Source organism: Jiangella aurantiaca (genome assembly GCF_004349105.1).
Classification (GTDB): Bacteria; Actinomycetota; Actinomycetes; order Jiangellales; family Jiangellaceae; genus Jiangella; species Jiangella aurantiaca.
In genome coordinates this window covers 27130-44010 of the sequence record NZ_SMLB01000007.1, presented here as the reverse complement: position 1 = coordinate 44010, position 16881 = coordinate 27130, and the positions used below count along the sequence as shown (strand labels likewise).

General features: G+C 72.5%; 16 protein-coding genes. 2 read left to right on the top strand and 14 right to left on the bottom strand.

Annotated features, from left to right (window positions below):
- Positions 1-297: 297 nt before the first annotated feature.
- Positions 298-966 (top strand): hypothetical protein, encoded by a 669-nt coding sequence (locus E1262_RS07370; protein WP_132102496.1) that lies wholly within the window; start codon positions 298-300, stop codon positions 964-966.
- Here E1262_RS07370 and E1262_RS07365 read toward each other — a convergent pair.
- The gene (locus E1262_RS07365) at positions 950-1603 is read right to left on the bottom strand and encodes a polysaccharide deacetylase family protein (protein ID WP_132102495.1); all 654 of its coding nucleotides are present in this window, start codon (positions 1601-1603) and stop codon (positions 950-952) included. The genes E1262_RS07370 and E1262_RS07365 overlap by 17 nt on opposite strands.
- Complete coding sequence (locus E1262_RS07360) at positions 1600-2472, bottom strand: glycosyltransferase family 2 protein (protein WP_132102494.1); 873 nt, start codon at positions 2470-2472, stop codon at positions 1600-1602. The genes E1262_RS07365 and E1262_RS07360 overlap by 4 nt, the downstream gene beginning before the upstream one ends.
- A 41-nt stretch (positions 2473-2513) precedes the next feature.
- On the opposite strand from E1262_RS07360, the gene E1262_RS07355 reads away from it, so the two are divergent.
- Complete coding sequence (locus tag E1262_RS07355) at positions 2514-3380, top strand: GNAT family N-acetyltransferase (protein ID WP_203453651.1); 867 nt, start codon at positions 2514-2516, stop codon at positions 3378-3380.
- A gap of 4 nt (positions 3381-3384) precedes the next feature.
- Here E1262_RS07355 and E1262_RS07350 read toward each other — a convergent pair whose 3' ends face one another.
- Genes E1262_RS07350 through E1262_RS07295 form a run of 12 tightly spaced genes read right to left on the bottom strand, consistent with a single transcriptional unit; the run spans position 3385 to position 16852 of the window.
- The gene (locus E1262_RS07350) at positions 3385-3642 is read right to left on the bottom strand and encodes an acyl carrier protein (RefSeq protein ID WP_132102493.1); all 258 of its coding nucleotides are present in this window, start codon (positions 3640-3642) and stop codon (positions 3385-3387) included.
- Between the two features lie 34 nt (positions 3643-3676).
- The gene (locus E1262_RS07345) at positions 3677-4903 is read right to left on the bottom strand and encodes a pyridoxal-dependent decarboxylase, exosortase A system-associated (RefSeq protein WP_132102492.1); all 1227 of its coding nucleotides are present in this window, start codon (positions 4901-4903) and stop codon (positions 3677-3679) included.
- Positions 4900-6468, bottom strand: coding sequence for an acyl-CoA ligase (AMP-forming), exosortase A system-associated (locus E1262_RS07340; protein WP_203453650.1), 1569 nt, complete (start codon positions 6466-6468; stop codon positions 4900-4902). Before E1262_RS07340 ends, E1262_RS07345 begins: the two co-directional genes overlap by 4 nt.
- Positions 6465-7790, bottom strand: coding sequence for a glycosyltransferase family 4 protein (locus E1262_RS07335; protein WP_132102491.1), 1326 nt, complete (start codon positions 7788-7790; stop codon positions 6465-6467). The genes E1262_RS07340 and E1262_RS07335 overlap by 4 nt, the downstream gene beginning before the upstream one ends.
- Positions 7787-9361 carry a lipopolysaccharide biosynthesis protein gene (locus E1262_RS07330; protein ID WP_132102490.1) on the bottom strand — a complete coding sequence of 525 codons (1575 nt, stop codon included), beginning with the start codon at positions 9359-9361 and terminating at the stop codon, positions 7787-7789. The genes E1262_RS07335 and E1262_RS07330 overlap by 4 nt, the downstream gene beginning before the upstream one ends.
- Before the next feature lie 33 nt (positions 9362-9394).
- The gene (locus tag E1262_RS07325) at positions 9395-10624 is read right to left on the bottom strand and encodes a rhamnosyltransferase WsaF family glycosyltransferase (protein ID WP_132102489.1); all 1230 of its coding nucleotides are present in this window, start codon (positions 10622-10624) and stop codon (positions 9395-9397) included.
- Positions 10621-11895, bottom strand: a complete 1275-nt coding sequence (locus E1262_RS07320) for a glycosyltransferase family 4 protein (RefSeq protein ID WP_132102488.1) — start codon at positions 11893-11895, stop codon at positions 10621-10623. Before E1262_RS07320 ends, E1262_RS07325 begins: the two co-directional genes overlap by 4 nt.
- Positions 11892-13004 carry a DegT/DnrJ/EryC1/StrS family aminotransferase gene (locus E1262_RS07315; RefSeq protein WP_132102487.1) on the bottom strand — a complete coding sequence of 371 codons (1113 nt, stop codon included), beginning with the start codon at positions 13002-13004 and terminating at the stop codon, positions 11892-11894. The genes E1262_RS07320 and E1262_RS07315 overlap by 4 nt, the downstream gene beginning before the upstream one ends.
- Complete coding sequence (locus E1262_RS07310) at positions 13001-13657, bottom strand: LbetaH domain-containing protein (protein WP_132102486.1); 657 nt, start codon at positions 13655-13657, stop codon at positions 13001-13003. The genes E1262_RS07315 and E1262_RS07310 overlap by 4 nt, the downstream gene beginning before the upstream one ends.
- Positions 13654-14784, bottom strand: a complete 1131-nt coding sequence (locus E1262_RS07305) for a DegT/DnrJ/EryC1/StrS family aminotransferase (RefSeq protein ID WP_132102485.1) — start codon at positions 14782-14784, stop codon at positions 13654-13656. Before E1262_RS07305 ends, E1262_RS07310 begins: the two co-directional genes overlap by 4 nt.
- Positions 14781-15779, bottom strand: coding sequence for an NAD-dependent epimerase/dehydratase family protein (locus E1262_RS07300; protein ID WP_132102484.1), 999 nt, complete (start codon positions 15777-15779; stop codon positions 14781-14783). Before E1262_RS07300 ends, E1262_RS07305 begins: the two co-directional genes overlap by 4 nt.
- On the bottom strand, positions 15776-16852 hold the full coding sequence (locus tag E1262_RS07295) for a Gfo/Idh/MocA family protein (RefSeq protein ID WP_132102483.1): 1077 nt from the start codon (positions 16850-16852) through the stop codon (positions 15776-15778). The genes E1262_RS07300 and E1262_RS07295 overlap by 4 nt, the downstream gene beginning before the upstream one ends.
- Positions 16853-16881: the final 29 nt, after the last annotated feature.

The following is a 16881-nucleotide window of genomic DNA, read 5'->3' as shown; positions in this document are numbered from 1 at the left end:
TCCCACCCTCACCGCGGCCGGTTGGAGTGATTGCCCGGCAGCGCCCGCGCCGCGCGACCGGCGCTCAGCCGGATCGCCGTGCTACCGGCACGCGTGACCACGCCGCACCCACCGACATCGACCCCCACAGACTCTTGGTGACCGGGCCACCATCTCCATCCCGCGCTCAGCCGGGAGAACTCTCCCCTGGCCCGGGAGCCGGCCGAGCCGCGGTCGCCGCGATCCGTGCTGGCTACTATAGCCTGGACGGGGATCTGGGGCGGTCGCCGCGATCCGGTGGGCACGGGGGGTGCACCGATGACGCCGTGGGAACTGATTCTCACCATGATCCGCCGGTGGCCGGTCGTGCTGGCCGGCGCGCTGTGCACGGGGGCGCTCGCGTTCGCCATGGCCGCCGGCGACCACGTCTACTGGTCGCGCACCGAAGTGGTTTTCCTCGCCCCCACCAGCCGGCTGTACCCCAACGCGCTCAATGCGCCGTCCGAAGACATCATCATCACCGCCGGGGTCGTCGCGAAGATGGTCACCGGTCCGGCCGCCACTCTGAAGTACGCGTCTCCCGACGCCAACCTCGTGGGCATCGGGGTGCGCGACGGCTGGTCCGTCAAGCTGCCCGACACCGGCGGCCAGTGGGCCCCGAACTTCGCCAGCCAGGTGCTCTCCGTCGAGGTGGTGGCACCGGACCGCGAGACCGTCGTGGCGCGGCAGCAGGAGCTCGTCGACCGCATCGCGCAGGAGCTGGAGAACCTGCAGCGCAACGCCGGCGTCGACCCTGTCAACGACATCACGGTGACAGTGAACCCGCGGACGTCCACCGTCTACGAGGTCGGTGGCAGCAGGATGCGCGCCATGGGCATGACGGGGCTTCTCGGCGGCGGCGCGACGCTGGCGGTGATCGTCCTACTGGAGTACCGCGCGCGGGTACGCGGCACGCCCATTCCGCGCGAGTTCAGCGCCACCGCTTGATCGTGCTCACCACGGCGTTGCGGGCGTCGTGCAGCCCCGGCCGGTGGGTGATGACGGACCGGACCGAGTCGACGGTGTCGGCCGCGGTCACGCTGTAGCGCGCCTGCAGCCACGAACCGGGCCGCGCCGGAAAGCGGTCGCTGGTGAAGACGGCGTCGTAGCCCGTGCTCCGCAACCGCCTGAGCAGCCGGCGGTCGTAGCGGCCGAGTGGCAGCGCCGCCTCCGTGATCGGTCCCCGACTCGCCTCGGCGAGCGCGACGCGCGCGTCCACCAGCTCGCGGCGGGCGTCGACGGCCGAGAGCCCTCGCCAGGGCACGTGGGCCCAGCCGTGGCTGCCGATCGCCATCCCGGCCGCGCGCAGTTCCTCGAGATCGGCCGCACCAAGGCTCACTGGGTCGTCCAGGCGGCCGGCAAGTGCGAAGAAGGTGGCCCGCAGGCCCCGCCCGAGCAGCGCCGGCAGCGCGACCGAGGCGTCGGAGGCGTTCCCGTCGTCGAAGCTGAGCCGCACGTGCGGATGCGCCGCGACCTCGTCGAGCAGGCGGTAGAACGTCGGCTCGGTCACCCAGTACCGGGCCTCTCCGGGCTCGCGCTCCCGCTCGCAACTCCCGATGCCGTGGAAGCAGAGGTGGATGATCATGTGGACGTCCCTTCCGCGGGGGGCGAGGGCGCACGCGTGCTGTCGTCACGGCCCCAGGCGTCGCCGGCTCTGACCGGGCGGCGGGCGAGCAGCGCCGCGGCGACGGTGATGACAAGGTAGGGGATCGCCGCTGGCGCCCGGCGCGGCTCACGGAGCACGACGTCGCGCAGCCACGCCCAGCGGTCCGGCGGACGCACCGGCAGGTCCAGAGCCCCCGCCGCCGCGGCGGCGCGCAGTTGGGCGTTGCCCCGCCGTACGCGGACCAGCCGGCGCAGCAGGTCGCGGGTCGTGTGTGGCGACTCGACGACCACCTCCACCTCGCTCACCTCGGCCTTCTCGGCGGCGGAGAACCGGGAGTCGAGGAAGAGGTCGTCGGCGATCAGCGACGGGAAGGTGTCGAACCGCGCGCGACCCTCCTCGGACAGCACGATCATCCCCCGGCCGAACAACCCGGCCCGGAAGGCGGGATGCCGCTCGTTGATGGAGAAGTACGCCCTGACCGGCCACGGCCGGCCGGTGGTGTCCACCCGCCGCCGGGGAACCACGGCCAGCGGCCGCGGCAGCACCTCGAACCGGGCCACCAGCGTGGCGACGCCGTGCGGCGGGACGACGATGTCGGCGTCCAAGTACACCCGGGGGAAGCCGGTCGCCACGCGGTCGGCGGCGTCCAGGGCAGCGGGCTTGCCCGCTTCCGGGCGGTCGAGCACGGTGACGCCCGGGCGGGCAGCCACCGCGGCGGTGTCGTCGGTGCAGCCGTTGGCGCTCACGACGATCTCGATCGGGCCGGAGAATCGCTGAGCGGCCAGTGCGTCAAGGCACTGTCCGATGACGTTCGCCTCGTTGTGCGCGGCGATCACGACGCTGGCCATCGTCGCTCCTTCCCAGAGTTCCGCTGCGATATGGTGGCCGGATGGGAGCGCCCGACGTGGCGGTACGGCCGATTTCGGACGCCGATGCCACGGCCGTGAGCCGGTTCCTCCACCAGCACCTCAACCAGCGGGTATCCGCCGACGCCTGGAGCCACCTGGTCGCGCCGCCGTGGAAGGCCGAGACGCCCAACCACGGGTTCCAACTGCTCGACGGCGAGGCAGTCGTCGGCGTGTACGCCGCCGTCTACTCCGAGCGGGAGATCGGCGGCGAGCGGGTCCCGTTCTGCAACCTGGCCGCGTTCTGTGTACTCGAGGAGTACCGCCCGCACTCGCTGCGGCTGGTCCGCGCCCTGCTCGGCCAGCGGGGCTACGTCTTCACGGACCTCTCGCCGAGCGGGAACGTCATCGCGTTGAACGAGCGCCTCGGCTTCACGCGCCTCGACACCGCGACCAGGCTCGTCGCCAACCTGCCGCGCGTTCCCGGCCGCGGCGCCCGGGTGGCCACGCAGCCGGCGGCGCTCGAGCGGGCGCTCACGGGCCGCGACGCCGAGATCTACCGCGACCACCGGCAGGCGCCGGCGGCGCAACACCTGCTGGTCGAGCGGGACGGCGCACACGGCTACCTCATGTTCCGGCGCGACCGCCGCAAGCGGCTGCCGGTGTTCGCCTCGCCGCTGCACGCGGGCGGAGATCCCGGCTGCCTCGAGGCGGCGTGGCCGGCGGTGAGCGCGCACCTGCTCCGGCAGGGGCTCGCGCTGACGCTCGCGGAGCGGCGCGTCCTGGGGTTCACGCCCGGCGGCCCGGGAATCGAGCTGTCCCGGCCACGGCCGAAGATGTTCCGGGCCAAGAACGTCGGCCCCGAGTCCATCGATCATCTCTACAGTGAGCTCACTCTGGTGCGGTGGTAGCCGGTCAGGCCGCGGCGAGCTTGGACTCGACGAACGCCGTCAGGCTGCCCAGCGTCTCGAACAACTCGGCCCCGAACTCGTCGTCGGCGATGGTGATGTCGAACCGCTCCTCGATGGCCGACACCAACTGCAGCACCCCCAGCGAGTCCAGCTCCGGCAATGACCCGAACAGCTCGGTGTCCTCCTGGAGGTCCTCGGGCCGCTGTGGGAGGTCCAGCGCCTCGATCAGCACCGTGCGGACGGTGTCGAGGGTCTCGGTCATGTGCGCTCCTTGTTCCATGGATCAGACGAGGGGATCAGACGAGGACTTCGAGCGGCGCCGGATGTCCGAGGAAGGCCGTCGGGCTGGCCGTGAGGCCGTACGCCCCCGCCTGGAAGATCACGATCAGGTCGCCGATCTCCGCGGCGGGCAGCTCGACGTCGTCGCCGAGCAGGTCCAGCGGCGTGCAGAGGCAGCCGACGACGGTGGCCGTCTCGTCGCCGCTCTTCTCGACCCGGTTGCCTACCACGAGCGGGTAGTTGCGGCGGATGACCTGCCCGAAGTTGCCCGACGCCGCGAGCTGGTGGTGCATGCCGCCGTCGACGACGAGGTACGTCTTGCCGCGCGACATCTTCCGGTCCAGGACGCGGGTGACGTAGACCCCGCACTCGCCGACGATGTACCGGCCCAGCTCGATGACGGGGACGGCCTGCGGCAGCCGCTGCGCCAGCGTGCCGCCGACGAGGTCGTGCAGGTGCGCGGCGACGAGGTCGAGGTCGAGCGGCCCGTCCTTCTCCACGTACGGGATCCCGAAGCCGCCGCCGAGGTTGAGGTAGCGCACCGGAGCGGGCAGGTGCTCCGCGAGCGAGGCGACCAGGTCGACTGTGCGCCGCTGCGCCTCGGCGATGATCTCGGCGTTGAGGTTCTGCGATCCGGCGAAGACGTGGAAGCCGAGCCAGTTCACGCCCGCCGCAGCGAACTCACGCAGCACTGCGGGCACCTGCTCCGCGTCGATGCCGAACTGCTGTGGGCCGCCCCCCATGCGCATGCCCGAGCCCTTGACCGCGAAGTCCGGGTTGACGCGCAGCGCGACGTTCGGAACCAGCCCGAGGTCGTCTCCAGCCGCGACGACGCGAGCCAGCTCTGTCGTGGACTCGACCTCGACGATGATGCCGGCGGCGACCGCCTGCCGGATCTCGGCCGGCGACTTGCCCGGACCGGCGAAACTGACCCGGTCGGCGGCGATGACGGTGTCGAGGGCCGCGTGCATCTCCAGCGCCGAGGCGACGTCGATGCGGTCGACCCGCTGCGCCAGGTGCTGGACGACGGCCGGCATCGGGTTGGCCTTCATGGCGTAGCTCAGCTGCACCGACTCGGGCAGCGTCGACCGCAGCCGGTCGATCCGGCCGTCCAGCAGCCCACGGTCGTAGGCGAAGAACGGCGTAGCGCCCATGCGCTCGGCGAACCGGGAGAGCGGCATCCCGCCGACCCGCAGCTCACCGTCCACCGTGCCGAAGGTCTCGACGTGCTCGTGCGGTTTCACCGGACTCCTTCTGCCTTGATGAGGCCGCGGTCGAACTTGCCGTTGGGCGAGCGCGGCAGCTCGGTGCGGACGTCGACCTCGGACGGGACCATGTACAGCGGCAGCAGCTGGCGCAGCGCCGCGAGCAGCGCGGCCACGTCCAGCTCCGCCTCCGCGGGGGTGGCGACCAGGACGATCCGCTGCCCCAGCGCGGCGTCCTCGACCCCGATGGCGACGGCGTCGCGTACCAGCCCGGTGCTGTACGCGGCCTCCTCGACCTCCGTAGGGCTGACCCGGTACCCCGAGGTCTTGATCATGTCGTCCTTGCGGCCCACGAAGTACAGGAAGCCCTCGTCGTCGGCCACCACGGTGTCGCCGGACCATACGGCCAGCTCTGTGGTCCGCCACTCCTCGCCCGGCCGTGGCAGCGGCTTGTAGCGCTCCGCCGTCCGAACCGGGTCGTTCCAGTAGCCGAGCGCCACCAGCGCGCCGCGGTGCACCAGCTCGCCCTCCTCACCGGGCTCGCACGGCGTGCCGTCGGGGCGCAGCACCAGGATCTCCGCGTTCGGGATCGCCTTGCCGATGGAGTCGGGCCGCCGGTCGACCTCGGCCGGGTCGAGGTAGGTGGAGCGGAACGCCTCGGTGAGGCCGTACATCAGGTACGGCCGGGCCTCCGTGAAGATGCCGCGGAGCTTGTCGAGCGTCACCCGGGGCATCCGGCCGCCGGTGTTGGCCCAGTAGCGCAGCTTCCGGGCGGCCGTCTCGGGCCACGGCACGCCGGCCAGCTGCAGCCACAGCGGCGGGACGCAGGTGAGCCCCGTGACGCCGTACTGCTCGCAGAGCTTCGGCACCTCGCGCGGCAGCAGGTAGTTCATCAGCACACAGTGCGCGCCGACGGAGAACGCCGTCGTCACCTGACTCAGCCCGGCGTCGAAGCTGAGCGGCAGGACGCTGAGGATGACGTCGTGGGCGCTGTTCTCGAGGTAGCTGCTCACGCTCTCGGCGCCGACGATGAGGTTGCGGTGGCTCAGCACGACGCCCTTGGGCTTGCCGGTGCTGCCAGAGGTGTAGAGGATCGCCGCCGGGTCGATGTCGATGGCCGGCGACGGCTCCGGCTCGCCGCCGGCCTCCTGCCCGGCGTCCCAGGCGTGCACGCGGTACCCGGTCCCGGCCGGCGCCACGCCCGTGCCGACGGTGACGACGTCTGTGACCGCTGTCCCGGCCAGGACGGATGCCAGCTGGCCGAGCCGGTCGCCGGACGTGACGAGCACCGTCGCGCCGCTGTCGGCGAGGATGTGCCCCACCTGAGCGGCCTTGAGCACATGGTTGACCGGGACGAACACGCCGCCGGCGGCGGAGACCGCGAAGAATGCGGCCACGGTCTCGATGCGCTTCTCCAGGTAGATCGCCACGCGGTCACCGCGCTGCAGGCCCAGGGCCGTCAGCTGCGCGGCGGCGGCCTGCGCCGTCCGCCAGGCGTCGCCGTAGCCCACCGTCTGGTGGCGGTAGGTCAGCGCCGGCGCGTCGGGCCGGGCTGCGGCGGCCTGTGCGAGCAGGTCGTGGAACGTCGTCCGGATCGCTGTCACGGCACCCTCCTCTCCCTGAGGTAGTGGTCGAACTCCTCGGCATCGTCGAGGTCGACGTACCGGCGGCCCTGCGAATCGGCGTCGCGGCCGGGCTCGTCATCGGGAACGGCCGGCCCCGGCCGGGAGAACCCTGACAGCTCGTCGAACACCGACACGTAGGCCTCGGCCTGCGAGCGCCAGTCGAGCTCCGCGGCGACCCGGCGGCGTGCCTTCCGGCCCAGCTCCGCGCGCACACCCGGATCGTCGATGAGCTTCTCGACCGCGTCGGCGAACGCGTGGATGTCGCCGGAGGGCACGTACAGCACGCTGTCGGCTCCGGACACCCGGGTCTCGGCCAGGTCGAACGCGACCGACGGCAGTCCGTAGGCCATGTACTCCATCGTCTTGTTCATGGTCGACAGGTCGTTGAGCGGCGTCTTCAGGTCCGGTCCGATCCCGATGTCGGCACGGCTCAGGTACTCCGCGACCTGCACGCGGTCGACGCGGCCGGTGAAGGTCACGTGGTCGTCGAGCTCCAGCGCGGTGGACTGCGCCTTCAGGTCCTCCAAGCAGTCGCCGAACCCGAGCAGCGTGGCGGTCACGTTCGACCGCCCGCGCCGGTGCACGAGCTCGTCGACGACGAGGAGCACCTGGTCGACGCCGTCCTGCGGACCCATGATGCCGAGGTAGACGAGCACGATGCCGTCGGCCGGGCGGGGCCGCTCGGGGTAGATCGGGCGCATCTGCTGGGTGTCGGGCCCGCTGCGGACCACGGTCACGTCCTCGGGCCGCCGGTCGCCGCGCCGAATGGCGATGGCCCGGTACGACTCGTTGGTCGAGATGACCCGGTGCGCCGCCCGGAACGTGCGCCGCTCCAGCCAGACCAATGCGCGGTACTGGGCCTGCTGGGCGCCGCCGCTGGGTTCGCCGAAACGGGACAGGAACAGCTCGGGGTTGAGGTCGTGGTGGTCGAAGACGAACTTCACGCCGAACGGGCGCCAGAGCAACGCCAGCAGCCAGTACGTGTCGGGCGGGTTGCACGCCTGGAGGATGTGGAACCGGCCGGCCCGCCGCACCCGCAGCGACAGCCACGCGGCACGCAGCCAGCTGTAGGCGAACTCCCAGGCGAACCCGAGCACCCCCTTCGCCTCGGGCGCGGGCCGGTACTTGTAGAGGACGACGCCGTCGACGACCTCGTGGCCGGGATCGCCGGGGCCCTTGGGACAGATCACGCTCACCCGGTAGCCGCGGGCGAGCAGCGCCTGGCACTCCAGCCAGACCCGCCGGTCCAGTGGCACGGGCAGGTTCTGCACGATGATGAGGACGTGCGGGCGACCGGTCATGAGTGCTCCATCGAGTTGACCAGAATGCTGACACGGCCGGTCCGGGTGTGGCGAGGCAGATAGCTCGTCCGGCTGTGCCGCGGAAAGTAGTCGGGCCGGTCCCGTCCCGGGAGGTAACCGGCGATGTCGGTGATGACGGACCGCGCGAGCAGGACGGTCACGCCCGCGTACGCCGCGAGGATCGTGATGCCGGTCAGTCCGACGCGCACGATCGGCGGTAGCCCGGCCGTCGCCGTCATGACGACCCAGCCGGCCGCGGCGCCGACGGGCACCGCGGCGGCGAGGAAGCCGAACGGCCCGGCCAGGGCACGTGGCTGGGCGCGCAGCAGCCGCGCGACCAGGAACCAGCGCGACGCCGTGGCGACGGCGGCGACCACGAGGAAGCCGGTCGCGACCCCGACCAGCCCCCAGCGCACGGTGAGTGCCGTCACGGCCACTGTGAGCGCGTCGATGACCAGCGCGTATACGAACCAGCGGCCGGGCCGGCCGAGCCCGTAGAACAGCCCGTGGTCCAGCGTCGCACCGACCACCATGATCCCGGCGAGTGCCAGGATCCGGGCCACCGGCACGCTCTCCTCCCAACCGGCGCCGAAGACCAGCGGCAGGATCAGTGGCGCCGCCACCGCGAGTAGCGTCAGCGGCGGCGCGAGGATCGCGTATGTCATCCGCAGCGCCCGCAGGTAGGCCTCGCGCAGCCGCTCGGCGGAGTCGCGGATCTTGGCGAACGCCACCATGGTCACCGGGAGCAGCGCCGCACCGGTCAGTTCCTGAACGATCTGCACCAGCCGCTGGGCGATGTTGAGGTAGCCGAGTGCGGCCAGGCCGAGGCCGACGGAGATGATCGCGGTCTCGGCCCACTGCCGGCAGACGGCGACGCACTCGACGCCGAGCACCTGGCCGCCGTACCGAGCCATGACGGTGAACTGGGTGCGCGAGAACGTGAACCCCGGCCACCAGCGTGCGGCCGTCCAGGCGAGCAGGCCGGTCGCCGTCTGGACCGTGAGTACCTGGCCGACCAGGGCCCAGACCCCCGCCCCGGTGAGTGTCATCGCAACGGCGACGACCTGCGCGGTGACCGACGCGACGGTGCCTTGAACGGCCAGGGTCCGGAACCGCATCTCGCGCCGCAGGATCGCTGTCGGCACCGACGACAGCGCCGTGATCAGCACGGCCAACGCCAGCACCTGCAGCACCGGCACGACGTCGCCGGAGCCGAAGACCAGCCCGAACAGGGGCGCGGCCCCGACGACGGCGACGCTGAGCACCACACCGGCCACGCAGGAGAACCAGAATGCCGTGCTGAGCAGCCGCCGGTCGGCGCGGTCGACCTGGACGATGTAGGCGGCGAACCCCAGGTCGGCGAGGAGGTAGAAGAACGGCAGCACCGTCGATGCCGCGGCGACGACACCGAAGTCCTCCGGGCTGAGGAAGCGGGTGAGGACGGCGATCGTCACCAGGCCCGAGAGCCGGACCGCCCACTTCTGGACGGTCAGCCAGAGCACGCCCGCGGCGGCCTGCCGGCCGACGGACTGGTCCGGCGCTGCGCTCGGCTGCCGCTCGTGTTCGGTCATCGTGGACACCACGTCAGAAGCTGACCCGCCGCGTCACGACCCGTACGCCTCGTCCTCGAGGATGCGCAGCACGTCGCCCTGGGCCTTGGTCCAGCCGAACTGGCGCACCGACTCCGCGGCGGCCTTCGCGGTGACGTCCCGGTCTCCACGGGTCACGACGGCGCTCAGCGCCGCGGCGATGCCGTGCGGCGTCGGCGTCGCCCAGGCGACGTGCTCGTTGATCAGGTCCGCCCGCGAGTGGACGGAGTCGTTCACGACGGGGACAGTGCCGGCCGCGAGCATCTCCTCCGCGACCAGCGAGATGTTGGTGAAGGACATCGCCAGGCCGGCGATGCTGGAGTTGTACAGCTCGTTGAGCTCGGCCGGGGTGAGCCGGCCGTGCTGGACCGCCGGGAACGGCAGGTTCTTGACCACGGTCCCGTAGAAGTGGATCGGGACCTCCGGGTGCCGCTCGTGGAAACGCTGCAGCGCCAGCCGGGCCAGCCAGTAGCCGCGACGGGGCACGGTAGGCCGCGCGTAGAGGACCACTCCGCTGCGCTCCCGGCCGTCGAGGAGCCGGTACACCGACGTGTCACAGCCGAACTCCGTCACGTCCGGCGACAGGCTCAGCTCCGAGCGCAGCGCCTGCGCGACCATCTCGCCCAGGGCGATGTTGCGGAAGCCGAATCGGTAGGTGTCCTCGGCCAGCGAGTACAGCGAGCCGCGCGGGTAGAAGTACGGCTCGAAGTCCTGGATGAAGTACAGCCGCCGCATCGGCGCCGCACCCCGGCGGGCCAGCACGTGGGCGGTGTCCCACGACGACGCGACGGCGGCGTCGACGCCGGTGATCCCGGCCGACGCGTCGCGGACGCCGGCCCGGATGTTCGGCCACCAGTCGCGGATGACCCGTTCGTGCGCGCGCAGGTCGCCGCCATAGCGGTCGTAGAGGAACAGTTCGCACCGGTGGCCGGCCCGCTCCACGGCCTCGACCATGCGGAACAGCGTGGTGTGGCCGCCCGATCCGGCCCGCGGCGGCACCGTCACCCAGCCGACGGTCAGCGACTGTGACCGCGGCGGGCGGCGGTCGGGCACGGACAGGTCCAGCTGTGTGGAGTCGGCGATGTCGTCGTAGAGCAATGGCTCGTCCAGGCTGGCAGCGTCCAGCCGGTCGTAGGCGACCCGGGTGAGCCGCTGCGCCAGCGCGCGTGGGCCGTCCTCGCGCAGGATGCCGGCCGCCTTGGCGAGCTTCGCGCCCAGTTGGCGGGTGGCGTCGGCGGCGCTCATCTGAGGGCCCCTTCCGGCTGCGGCTCGCGCACGACGTCGGTGTCGCGCTGGTTCCAGGCCAGCGCCCTGGACGCCGGCCCACGGGACAGGCCGGCCTTGCGCTCGAGCTTGGCGGCGAGGATCCGGCCTTCCATCCGCAGGTCGCGCATCCACAGCCGGCTCGACGTCGTCCGCAGCGCGTCGTCGTACACGCCGGCGAGGCGCTCCGCCATGGCGGGCAGGCCGAAGTTCGCCTCGGCGAACGCCCGCGCCGCCGTCCCGAGCCGGTCCCGTTCGGCGGTGTCACCGACCAGCACCCGGAGGTGCGCGGCGAGCAGGCCGGCACCATCCGTGACCTCGGCGGGGCTCCAGAAGCTGTTGCGGAAGATCGCCTCGACGTCGGGCTCGCGGAATACCGCGCTCCAGCCACGCTCGCCGAGCACCACGAGCGGCTTGCCGAAAGCCAACCCGCGCGCGGCGGAGCTGCCCATGCCCAGCACGACGTCGGCGGCGTCGTAGGCGGGCCGCGGGTCGGCGAGTGGGCCGGTGAAGATGACCGCCGTCCGGCCGAGCCGGGTGTTGACGGCCTCGGCCACACCGCGCAGCCGCGCCGCCGCGTCGCCGGTGCCGACGACGACCAGGCGCACTCGCGGGTCACCGAGCCTTTCGACGGCGTTGATCGCGTCCTCGACGCTGCGGGCCTTCATCTCCTCGGACAGCCGGCTGACGATCACCAGCACGACGGTCTCGGCGTCCAGCCCGAGTTCCCGCCGGAACGCGGCCCGGCCGATCCCGCCAGGTGCGTCTCGTGCGGTGTCGACCGGCGGGCTGACCAGCGTCGCGCCGCCCGGGCGCCCCGCCAACTCGTCGCGCAGGTATCCGGTGCCGATCACCAGCGGGATCGACGGGTGGGTCCGCGGGTCGAAGGACATCTCGTAGATCGTGCGCACCAGGGCCCGCCGGCCGAGGAGCCCTGCACCCCAGTAGGCGGCCCGCTCCGAAGTGCTGAACGCGTGAACGAGCGATGCGCCGCAGCCGCGCGCGAACCGCGACAGCACCCGCGCGTGCGCGAACAGCGACGGCGGCCGCTCGTAGGCGCGCGCCGGCACCTTGTAGTCGGCACTCACATCAAGCACTGACGGGCCCGTCGGCAGCGTGTCGCTCGGCCCCACGAGCAGGCTCTCGTACCCGTGCTCGGCCACCGCGGCGGACAGCTGCACGGCGTTGATCTGCGCCCCACCGAGCTCGAGGTTGTCGAGCTGGACGAGGACCTGGCGACGATGCGTTGTCATGGCCCTCCGAGCGCCTTGACCAGTGCGGTGGCCACCTGTTCCTGCTGATCGGCGGTGAGGTGGGGGTAGAGCGGCAGCGACAGGATCTCGCCGGCCGCCTGCTCCGCCACGGGGCAGCTGCCCGGCGCGTACCCGCGGCCGGCGTATGCGGGCGACAGGTGCCACGGCTCGGGATAGTGCAGCGCGGCGCCCACCCCGGCGGCGTTCAGCTCCGCCAGTACCCGGTCGCGGTCCTCGACCCGCACCACGTACAGGTGCCAGACGTCAGTGTTGCCGGGCATCGTCCGCGGGACCCGCACGCCCGGGACGCCGTCCAGCAGCGCGGCGTACCGGCCGGCGGCCTGCCGCCGGCGCTCGTTCCAGTCCCCCAGCCGGGCGAGCTTGGCCTTGAGAGTCACGGCATGGATCGCGTCCAGCCGGGAGTTCATGCCGACCGCCTCGTGCCGGTACTTCACCGCGGAACCGTGGTTGGCCAGCAGCCGTACCCGGGCGGCCAGGTCGGCGTCGTTCGTCGTGACGGCGCCGCCGTCGCCCGAGGCGCCCAGGTTCTTCCCGGGATAGAACGAGGTGGCGGCCACGGCGCCGAGCCCGCCGGCGGCCCGGCCGTGCCGCCGGGCGCCCTGCGACTGCGCGGCGTCCTCGACGATCGGGACGCCGGCCGACGCGGCGATCGGCTCCAGCGCCTCGACCGGCGCGACCTGCCCGTACAGGTGGACGGGGACGATCGCGCGGGTCCGCTCGGTGATCGCCACCGCGACGGCCTCGGGCGAGATCAGCAGGTGGTCCGGGTCGACGTCGACCGGCACGGGGACCGCGCCGATGCGCGAGGCCGCCTCGGCGGTCGCGATGAACGTGTTCGCCGGCATGATCACCTCGTCGCCGGCGCCCACGCCCACGACCCGCAGCGCGAGCTCGATAGCGTCGGTCCCGTTGGCGACGCCGACGCAGTGACCGGCACCGATGTACTCGGCGTACGCGGTCTCGAAGGCCACCACGTGCGGCCCGCCGACGAACCCGGCGCCGCGGAGCACGTCGAGGACCAGCGGCTCCACCTCGGCCGCGATCTCGGCCTGCTGGGCCCGCAGGTCGACCAGCGGAATGTTCGTCACTTCGGCTCCTCCCGCCGCGTCAGCGGCCGTGCGGGCACACCGGCCCAGGTCGTCCTCGCCGGCTGGTCCTCGACCAGCGCGGCGCCCATCCCGAGGACGGCGTCGTCCCCCACCCGGCGCTGTTCGCGCACCGAGGAGTTCATCCCCAGGTACGCGGCCTCGCCGACGACCACACCGCCGCCGAGGGCCACCCCGGCGGCCAGCGTGGCGTAGTCCCCCACCACGTCGTCATGGGTGAGCGTGACGTGCGGCATGCACACCACGTGCCGGCCCACCGTGACGGCCGCCGTCAGCACCACGCCGGCCAGCAGGATGCTGCCCGCGCCGACGACGCAGCCGGCCGGCACCGGCGTGGCCGGGTGGACGATGCTCACGTACCGCCTCGCGTCCACGCCGAGCTTGGCGAACCGCGCAGCGATGTCGCGCCGGGCGCCCCCGCGGCCCGAGCAGATCACCACGTCGGCGTCGGCGTGCTCGGTGACGTCGTCCAGCGTCCCGAGGACGGGCACGCCGTCGACGCTGGTCCCCGCCTTGCGCAGGTCGTCGTCGAGGAGACCGGCGACCTCGTGCCCCGGTGCGGCGCCGGCGCGGATCGCCGCGAGCGCCTCCCGGGCCAGGCCACCGGCCGCGACGAGCACCAGTGCCCTGCTCACACAGGCCGTCGCAATGCGGCGATGACGCGTTCCTGGTCGCTCTCGATGAGCTCGTGGAACAGCGGCAGGATCAGGGTGGTGTCGGTGAGCCGCTCCGTGACCGGCAGGCCCGACGACGGCGTCAGCTCCCGGTAGGGCGGCTGGCGGTGCGCTGCCATGATGCCGCGGCGCGCGGAGATGTCGGCGGCGGCCAGGTGGGCGAGCAGCTCCTCGCGGCTCAGCGGGTACTCCGGCTGCACCTCGATCCAGTAGGACTGGAAGTTGCCGGTCCCCCATGCCGGGTCGGCGACCGGCCGCAGGCCCGGGATCTCGGCGAGCTGCTTGGCGTAGCCGTCGGCCAGCGCGCGGCGGCGGGCGACGATCTCGGGCAGCCGGCCGAGCTGGACCAGGCCCATGGCCGCCTGCAGGTCGGTCATCCGGTAGTTGAAGCCGACCTCGGCGTACTCTTCGACCGGGGCGAGCACGTTGGCGTGCCGGTCTGCCGCCGAGACGCTCATCGCGTGCTCGCGCAGCCGCCGCGCCCGGGTCGCCCAGTCATCGCGGCCGGAGGTGACCATGCCGCCCTCGCCGGTCGTGATGATCTTGCGCGGGTGGAACGACCAGGCCGCGATCTCCGCCGTCGCCGCGACCGGCCGGCCGTGGTACGTGGAGCCGGCGCCGCATGCGGCGTCCTCGATGACGACGATGCCGCGGGCGTCGCACAGCTCACGGATCGGGTCGAGGTCGACCGGGACACCGCCCTGATCCACGACGATGACGGCCCGGGTCGCCGGTGTGAGCGCGGCCTCGACGGTGTCGCGGGTGAGGTTGCCTGTGGCGAGGTCGACGTCGGCGAACACCGGCCGGGCGCCGACGTACGCTGCGGCGTTGGCCGTCGCGATGAAGGAGAACGACGGCACCACGACGTCGTCGCCCGCCCCGATCCCGGCCACGACGAGGGCCAGGTGCAGCGCCGTCGTGCACGACGACGTCGCCACCGCGTGCGGGGCTTCCATGGCCGCCGCGAATGCGGTCTCGAAGGCGGCGACCCGCGGGCCCTGGGCGACCCAGCCGGACCGGATCGCCGCGGCGACCGCGGCCACCTCCTCGTCGCCCAGCCAGGGGCGCATGACGTTGACGCGGGTCATCGCGCTCCCGCCAGGGACCGGCCGGCCGCGATCTCCTCGCGCAGCGGCCGCCACCACGACACCAGCTGCCGCAGCCCGTCTTCCAGCCCGATGGTCGCATCGAACCCGAGGTCGCGGCGGGCTGCGGACGTGTCGGCCAGGCGGCGCGACACCGCGTTCACCGTGCGCTCCGGCCCGTGCTCGACCGGCAGGTCCGAGTCCATCGCCTTCAGCAGCGCGGTGGCGAGCTCGAGCAGTGAGGTCTCGGTGCCGCTGGCGATGTTGTAGACACCCTCGGTGATGTCGCTGCGGGCGGCCAGGATGTTGGCGCGGGCGATGTCGGGCACGCAGACGAAGTCCATCGTCTGCGAGCCGTCGCCGAAGATCAGCGGCGGCTTGTCGTCGGCGATCCGCTCCATCCAGCGCACCAGCACCTCGGTGTACAGGCCGTGGACGTCCATCCGCGGGCCATAGACGTTGAAGTAGCGCAGGATGACGTAGTCGAGGCCGTACATCGCCCGGAAGCTGCGCAGCATGCCCTCGTTGAAGGACTTCGCCGCGCCGTAGAACGTGTCGTTGTTGTGGTGGTGGTGCCGCTCGCCGGTCGGGAACTCCTCGGCCAGGCCGTACACCGACGCGCTGGACGCCGCGACGACCTTGTCGACCCCGTGCTCGGCGGCCGCTTCGAGGACGGTGAACGTGCCGTCGACCAGCACCTCCAGCGCCAGCCGCGGCTCCTCGGCGCACTGGGTGATACGGATGGCGGCCTGGTGGAAGACGAGATCCTTGCCGCGGATGAGGTCGTGGACGGCGTCGCGGTTCCGCAGGTCGTCCTCGACCAGGGTCACGCGTCCGCTCGCCAGGGCGTCGGTGAGGTTGTCGCGCCGGCCCCGGACCAGGTTGTCCAGGACGTCGACGTGCGCGACACCGGCGTCGAGCAGCTGGTCGACGAGCGTGGAGCCGATCGTGCCGGCACCCCCGGTGACGAGAACGCGGGCGCCTTCGAGCTGGGTCATGCAAGGACCTCCGTATGAGTACCGACCGCTGCCGTGCTGGTGAACATTCCGCCCGCTGCCAGGCTCGCCGACGCCGCCTCGAGCACGCCCAGCACGCGCAGCCCCGCGGTGCCGTCGGTGCGCGGCGCCCGGCTCTCGCGGATGCTGGCGGCGAACTCGCCGACCATGAGGCCGAGCGCCTCCGTCTCGGGCAGGGCGGGCGACCAGGTGTCGCCGAGGCGGTAGGAGATGGTCGCAGCGGCGCGGTCCGCCCCGGCCGCCGCCGTCTGGCCGAGGTCCACGCCGCGGTCGTAGACGCTGAGCCGCTGCTGCGGGTTCAGGTCGTCCCAGACCAGCGTGCGCCTGCTGCCGCCGATCACCATCTGGCGGATCTTGGTGGGGCTGAGCCAGTTGACGTGCACGTGCGCCATGCCGCCGTTCTCCAACGGCATCGACAGGTACGCCAGGCATGCCTTGCCGGCGCCGAGCGGGTCGGCGCCGTGCGCGGACACCCCGACGGGGCGCAGCCCGCCCGGCAGGACGGCGTCGAGGATCGACAGGTCGTGCGGCGCGAGGTCCCACAGCACGTCGACGTCGGGCTGCACGAGCCCGAGGTTGATCCGGATCGAGTCGACGAACAGGATGTCGCCCAGCGCGCCCTCGGCCACCAGCTCGGCGATCTTCAGCACGGCCGGCGTGTAGCAGTAGGTGTGGTCGGTCATGAGCACGAGGCCCTGGTCCGACGCCACCTGCACCATCTCGGCGGCCCGCTCACCGGTGTCGGCCAGCGGCTTCTCGACCACGACGTGCTTGCCCGCCCGCAACGCCGCCATCGCGATGGGATGGTGCGTGCGGGCCGGCGTGGCGATCGCCACCGCGTCGACGTCGTCGCGGGCCAGCAGGCGGTCGACCGACGTCTCGACGTCGGCACCGCCCGAGCCGCGGGCCACCTTCGCGGCGCGGTCGCCGTCGAGGTCGCAGACCGCCACCAGGTTCCAGTCCGGCGCCGTGGCGAGGTTGCGGGCCAGGTTCGGGCCCCAGTACCCGGCCCCGATCACCGCGGCGTTCAACGGCGGGCTGTCGTGATCACTCATGCGTTCGTTTCCCCCCAAGGACTTTCTGT

Bases quoted from the DNA above. Each gene is read 5' to 3' on its own strand.
- E1262_RS07355 (WP_203453651.1), top strand. From the start codon at position 2,514: ATGGGAGCGCCCGACGTGGCGGTACGGCCGATTTCGGACGCCGATGCC.
- E1262_RS07305 (WP_132102485.1), bottom strand. From the start codon at position 14,784: ATGACCCGCGTCAACGTCATGCGCCCCTGGCTGGGCGACGAGGAGGTG.
- E1262_RS07370 (WP_132102496.1), top strand. From the start codon at position 298: ATGACGCCGTGGGAACTGATTCTCACCATGATCCGCCGGTGGCCGGTC.
- E1262_RS07350 (WP_132102493.1), bottom strand. From the start codon at position 3,642: ATGACCGAGACCCTCGACACCGTCCGCACGGTGCTGATCGAGGCGCTG.
- E1262_RS07300 (WP_132102484.1), bottom strand. From the start codon at position 15,779: ATGACCCAGCTCGAAGGCGCCCGCGTTCTCGTCACCGGGGGTGCCGGC.
- E1262_RS07330 (WP_132102490.1), bottom strand. From the start codon at position 9,361: ATGACCGAACACGAGCGGCAGCCGAGCGCAGCGCCGGACCAGTCCGTC.
- E1262_RS07325 (WP_132102489.1), bottom strand. From the start codon at position 10,624: ATGAGCGCCGCCGACGCCACCCGCCAACTGGGCGCGAAGCTCGCCAAG.
- E1262_RS07365 (WP_132102495.1), bottom strand. From the start codon at position 1,603: ATGATCATCCACCTCTGCTTCCACGGCATCGGGAGTTGCGAGCGGGAG.
- E1262_RS07295 (WP_132102483.1), bottom strand. From the start codon at position 16,852: ATGAGTGATCACGACAGCCCGCCGTTGAACGCCGCGGTGATCGGGGCC.
- E1262_RS07335 (WP_132102491.1), bottom strand. From the start codon at position 7,790: ATGACCGGTCGCCCGCACGTCCTCATCATCGTGCAGAACCTGCCCGTG.
- E1262_RS07360 (WP_132102494.1), bottom strand. From the start codon at position 2,472: ATGGCCAGCGTCGTGATCGCCGCGCACAACGAGGCGAACGTCATCGGA.
- E1262_RS07320 (WP_132102488.1), bottom strand. From the start codon at position 11,895: ATGACAACGCATCGTCGCCAGGTCCTCGTCCAGCTCGACAACCTCGAG.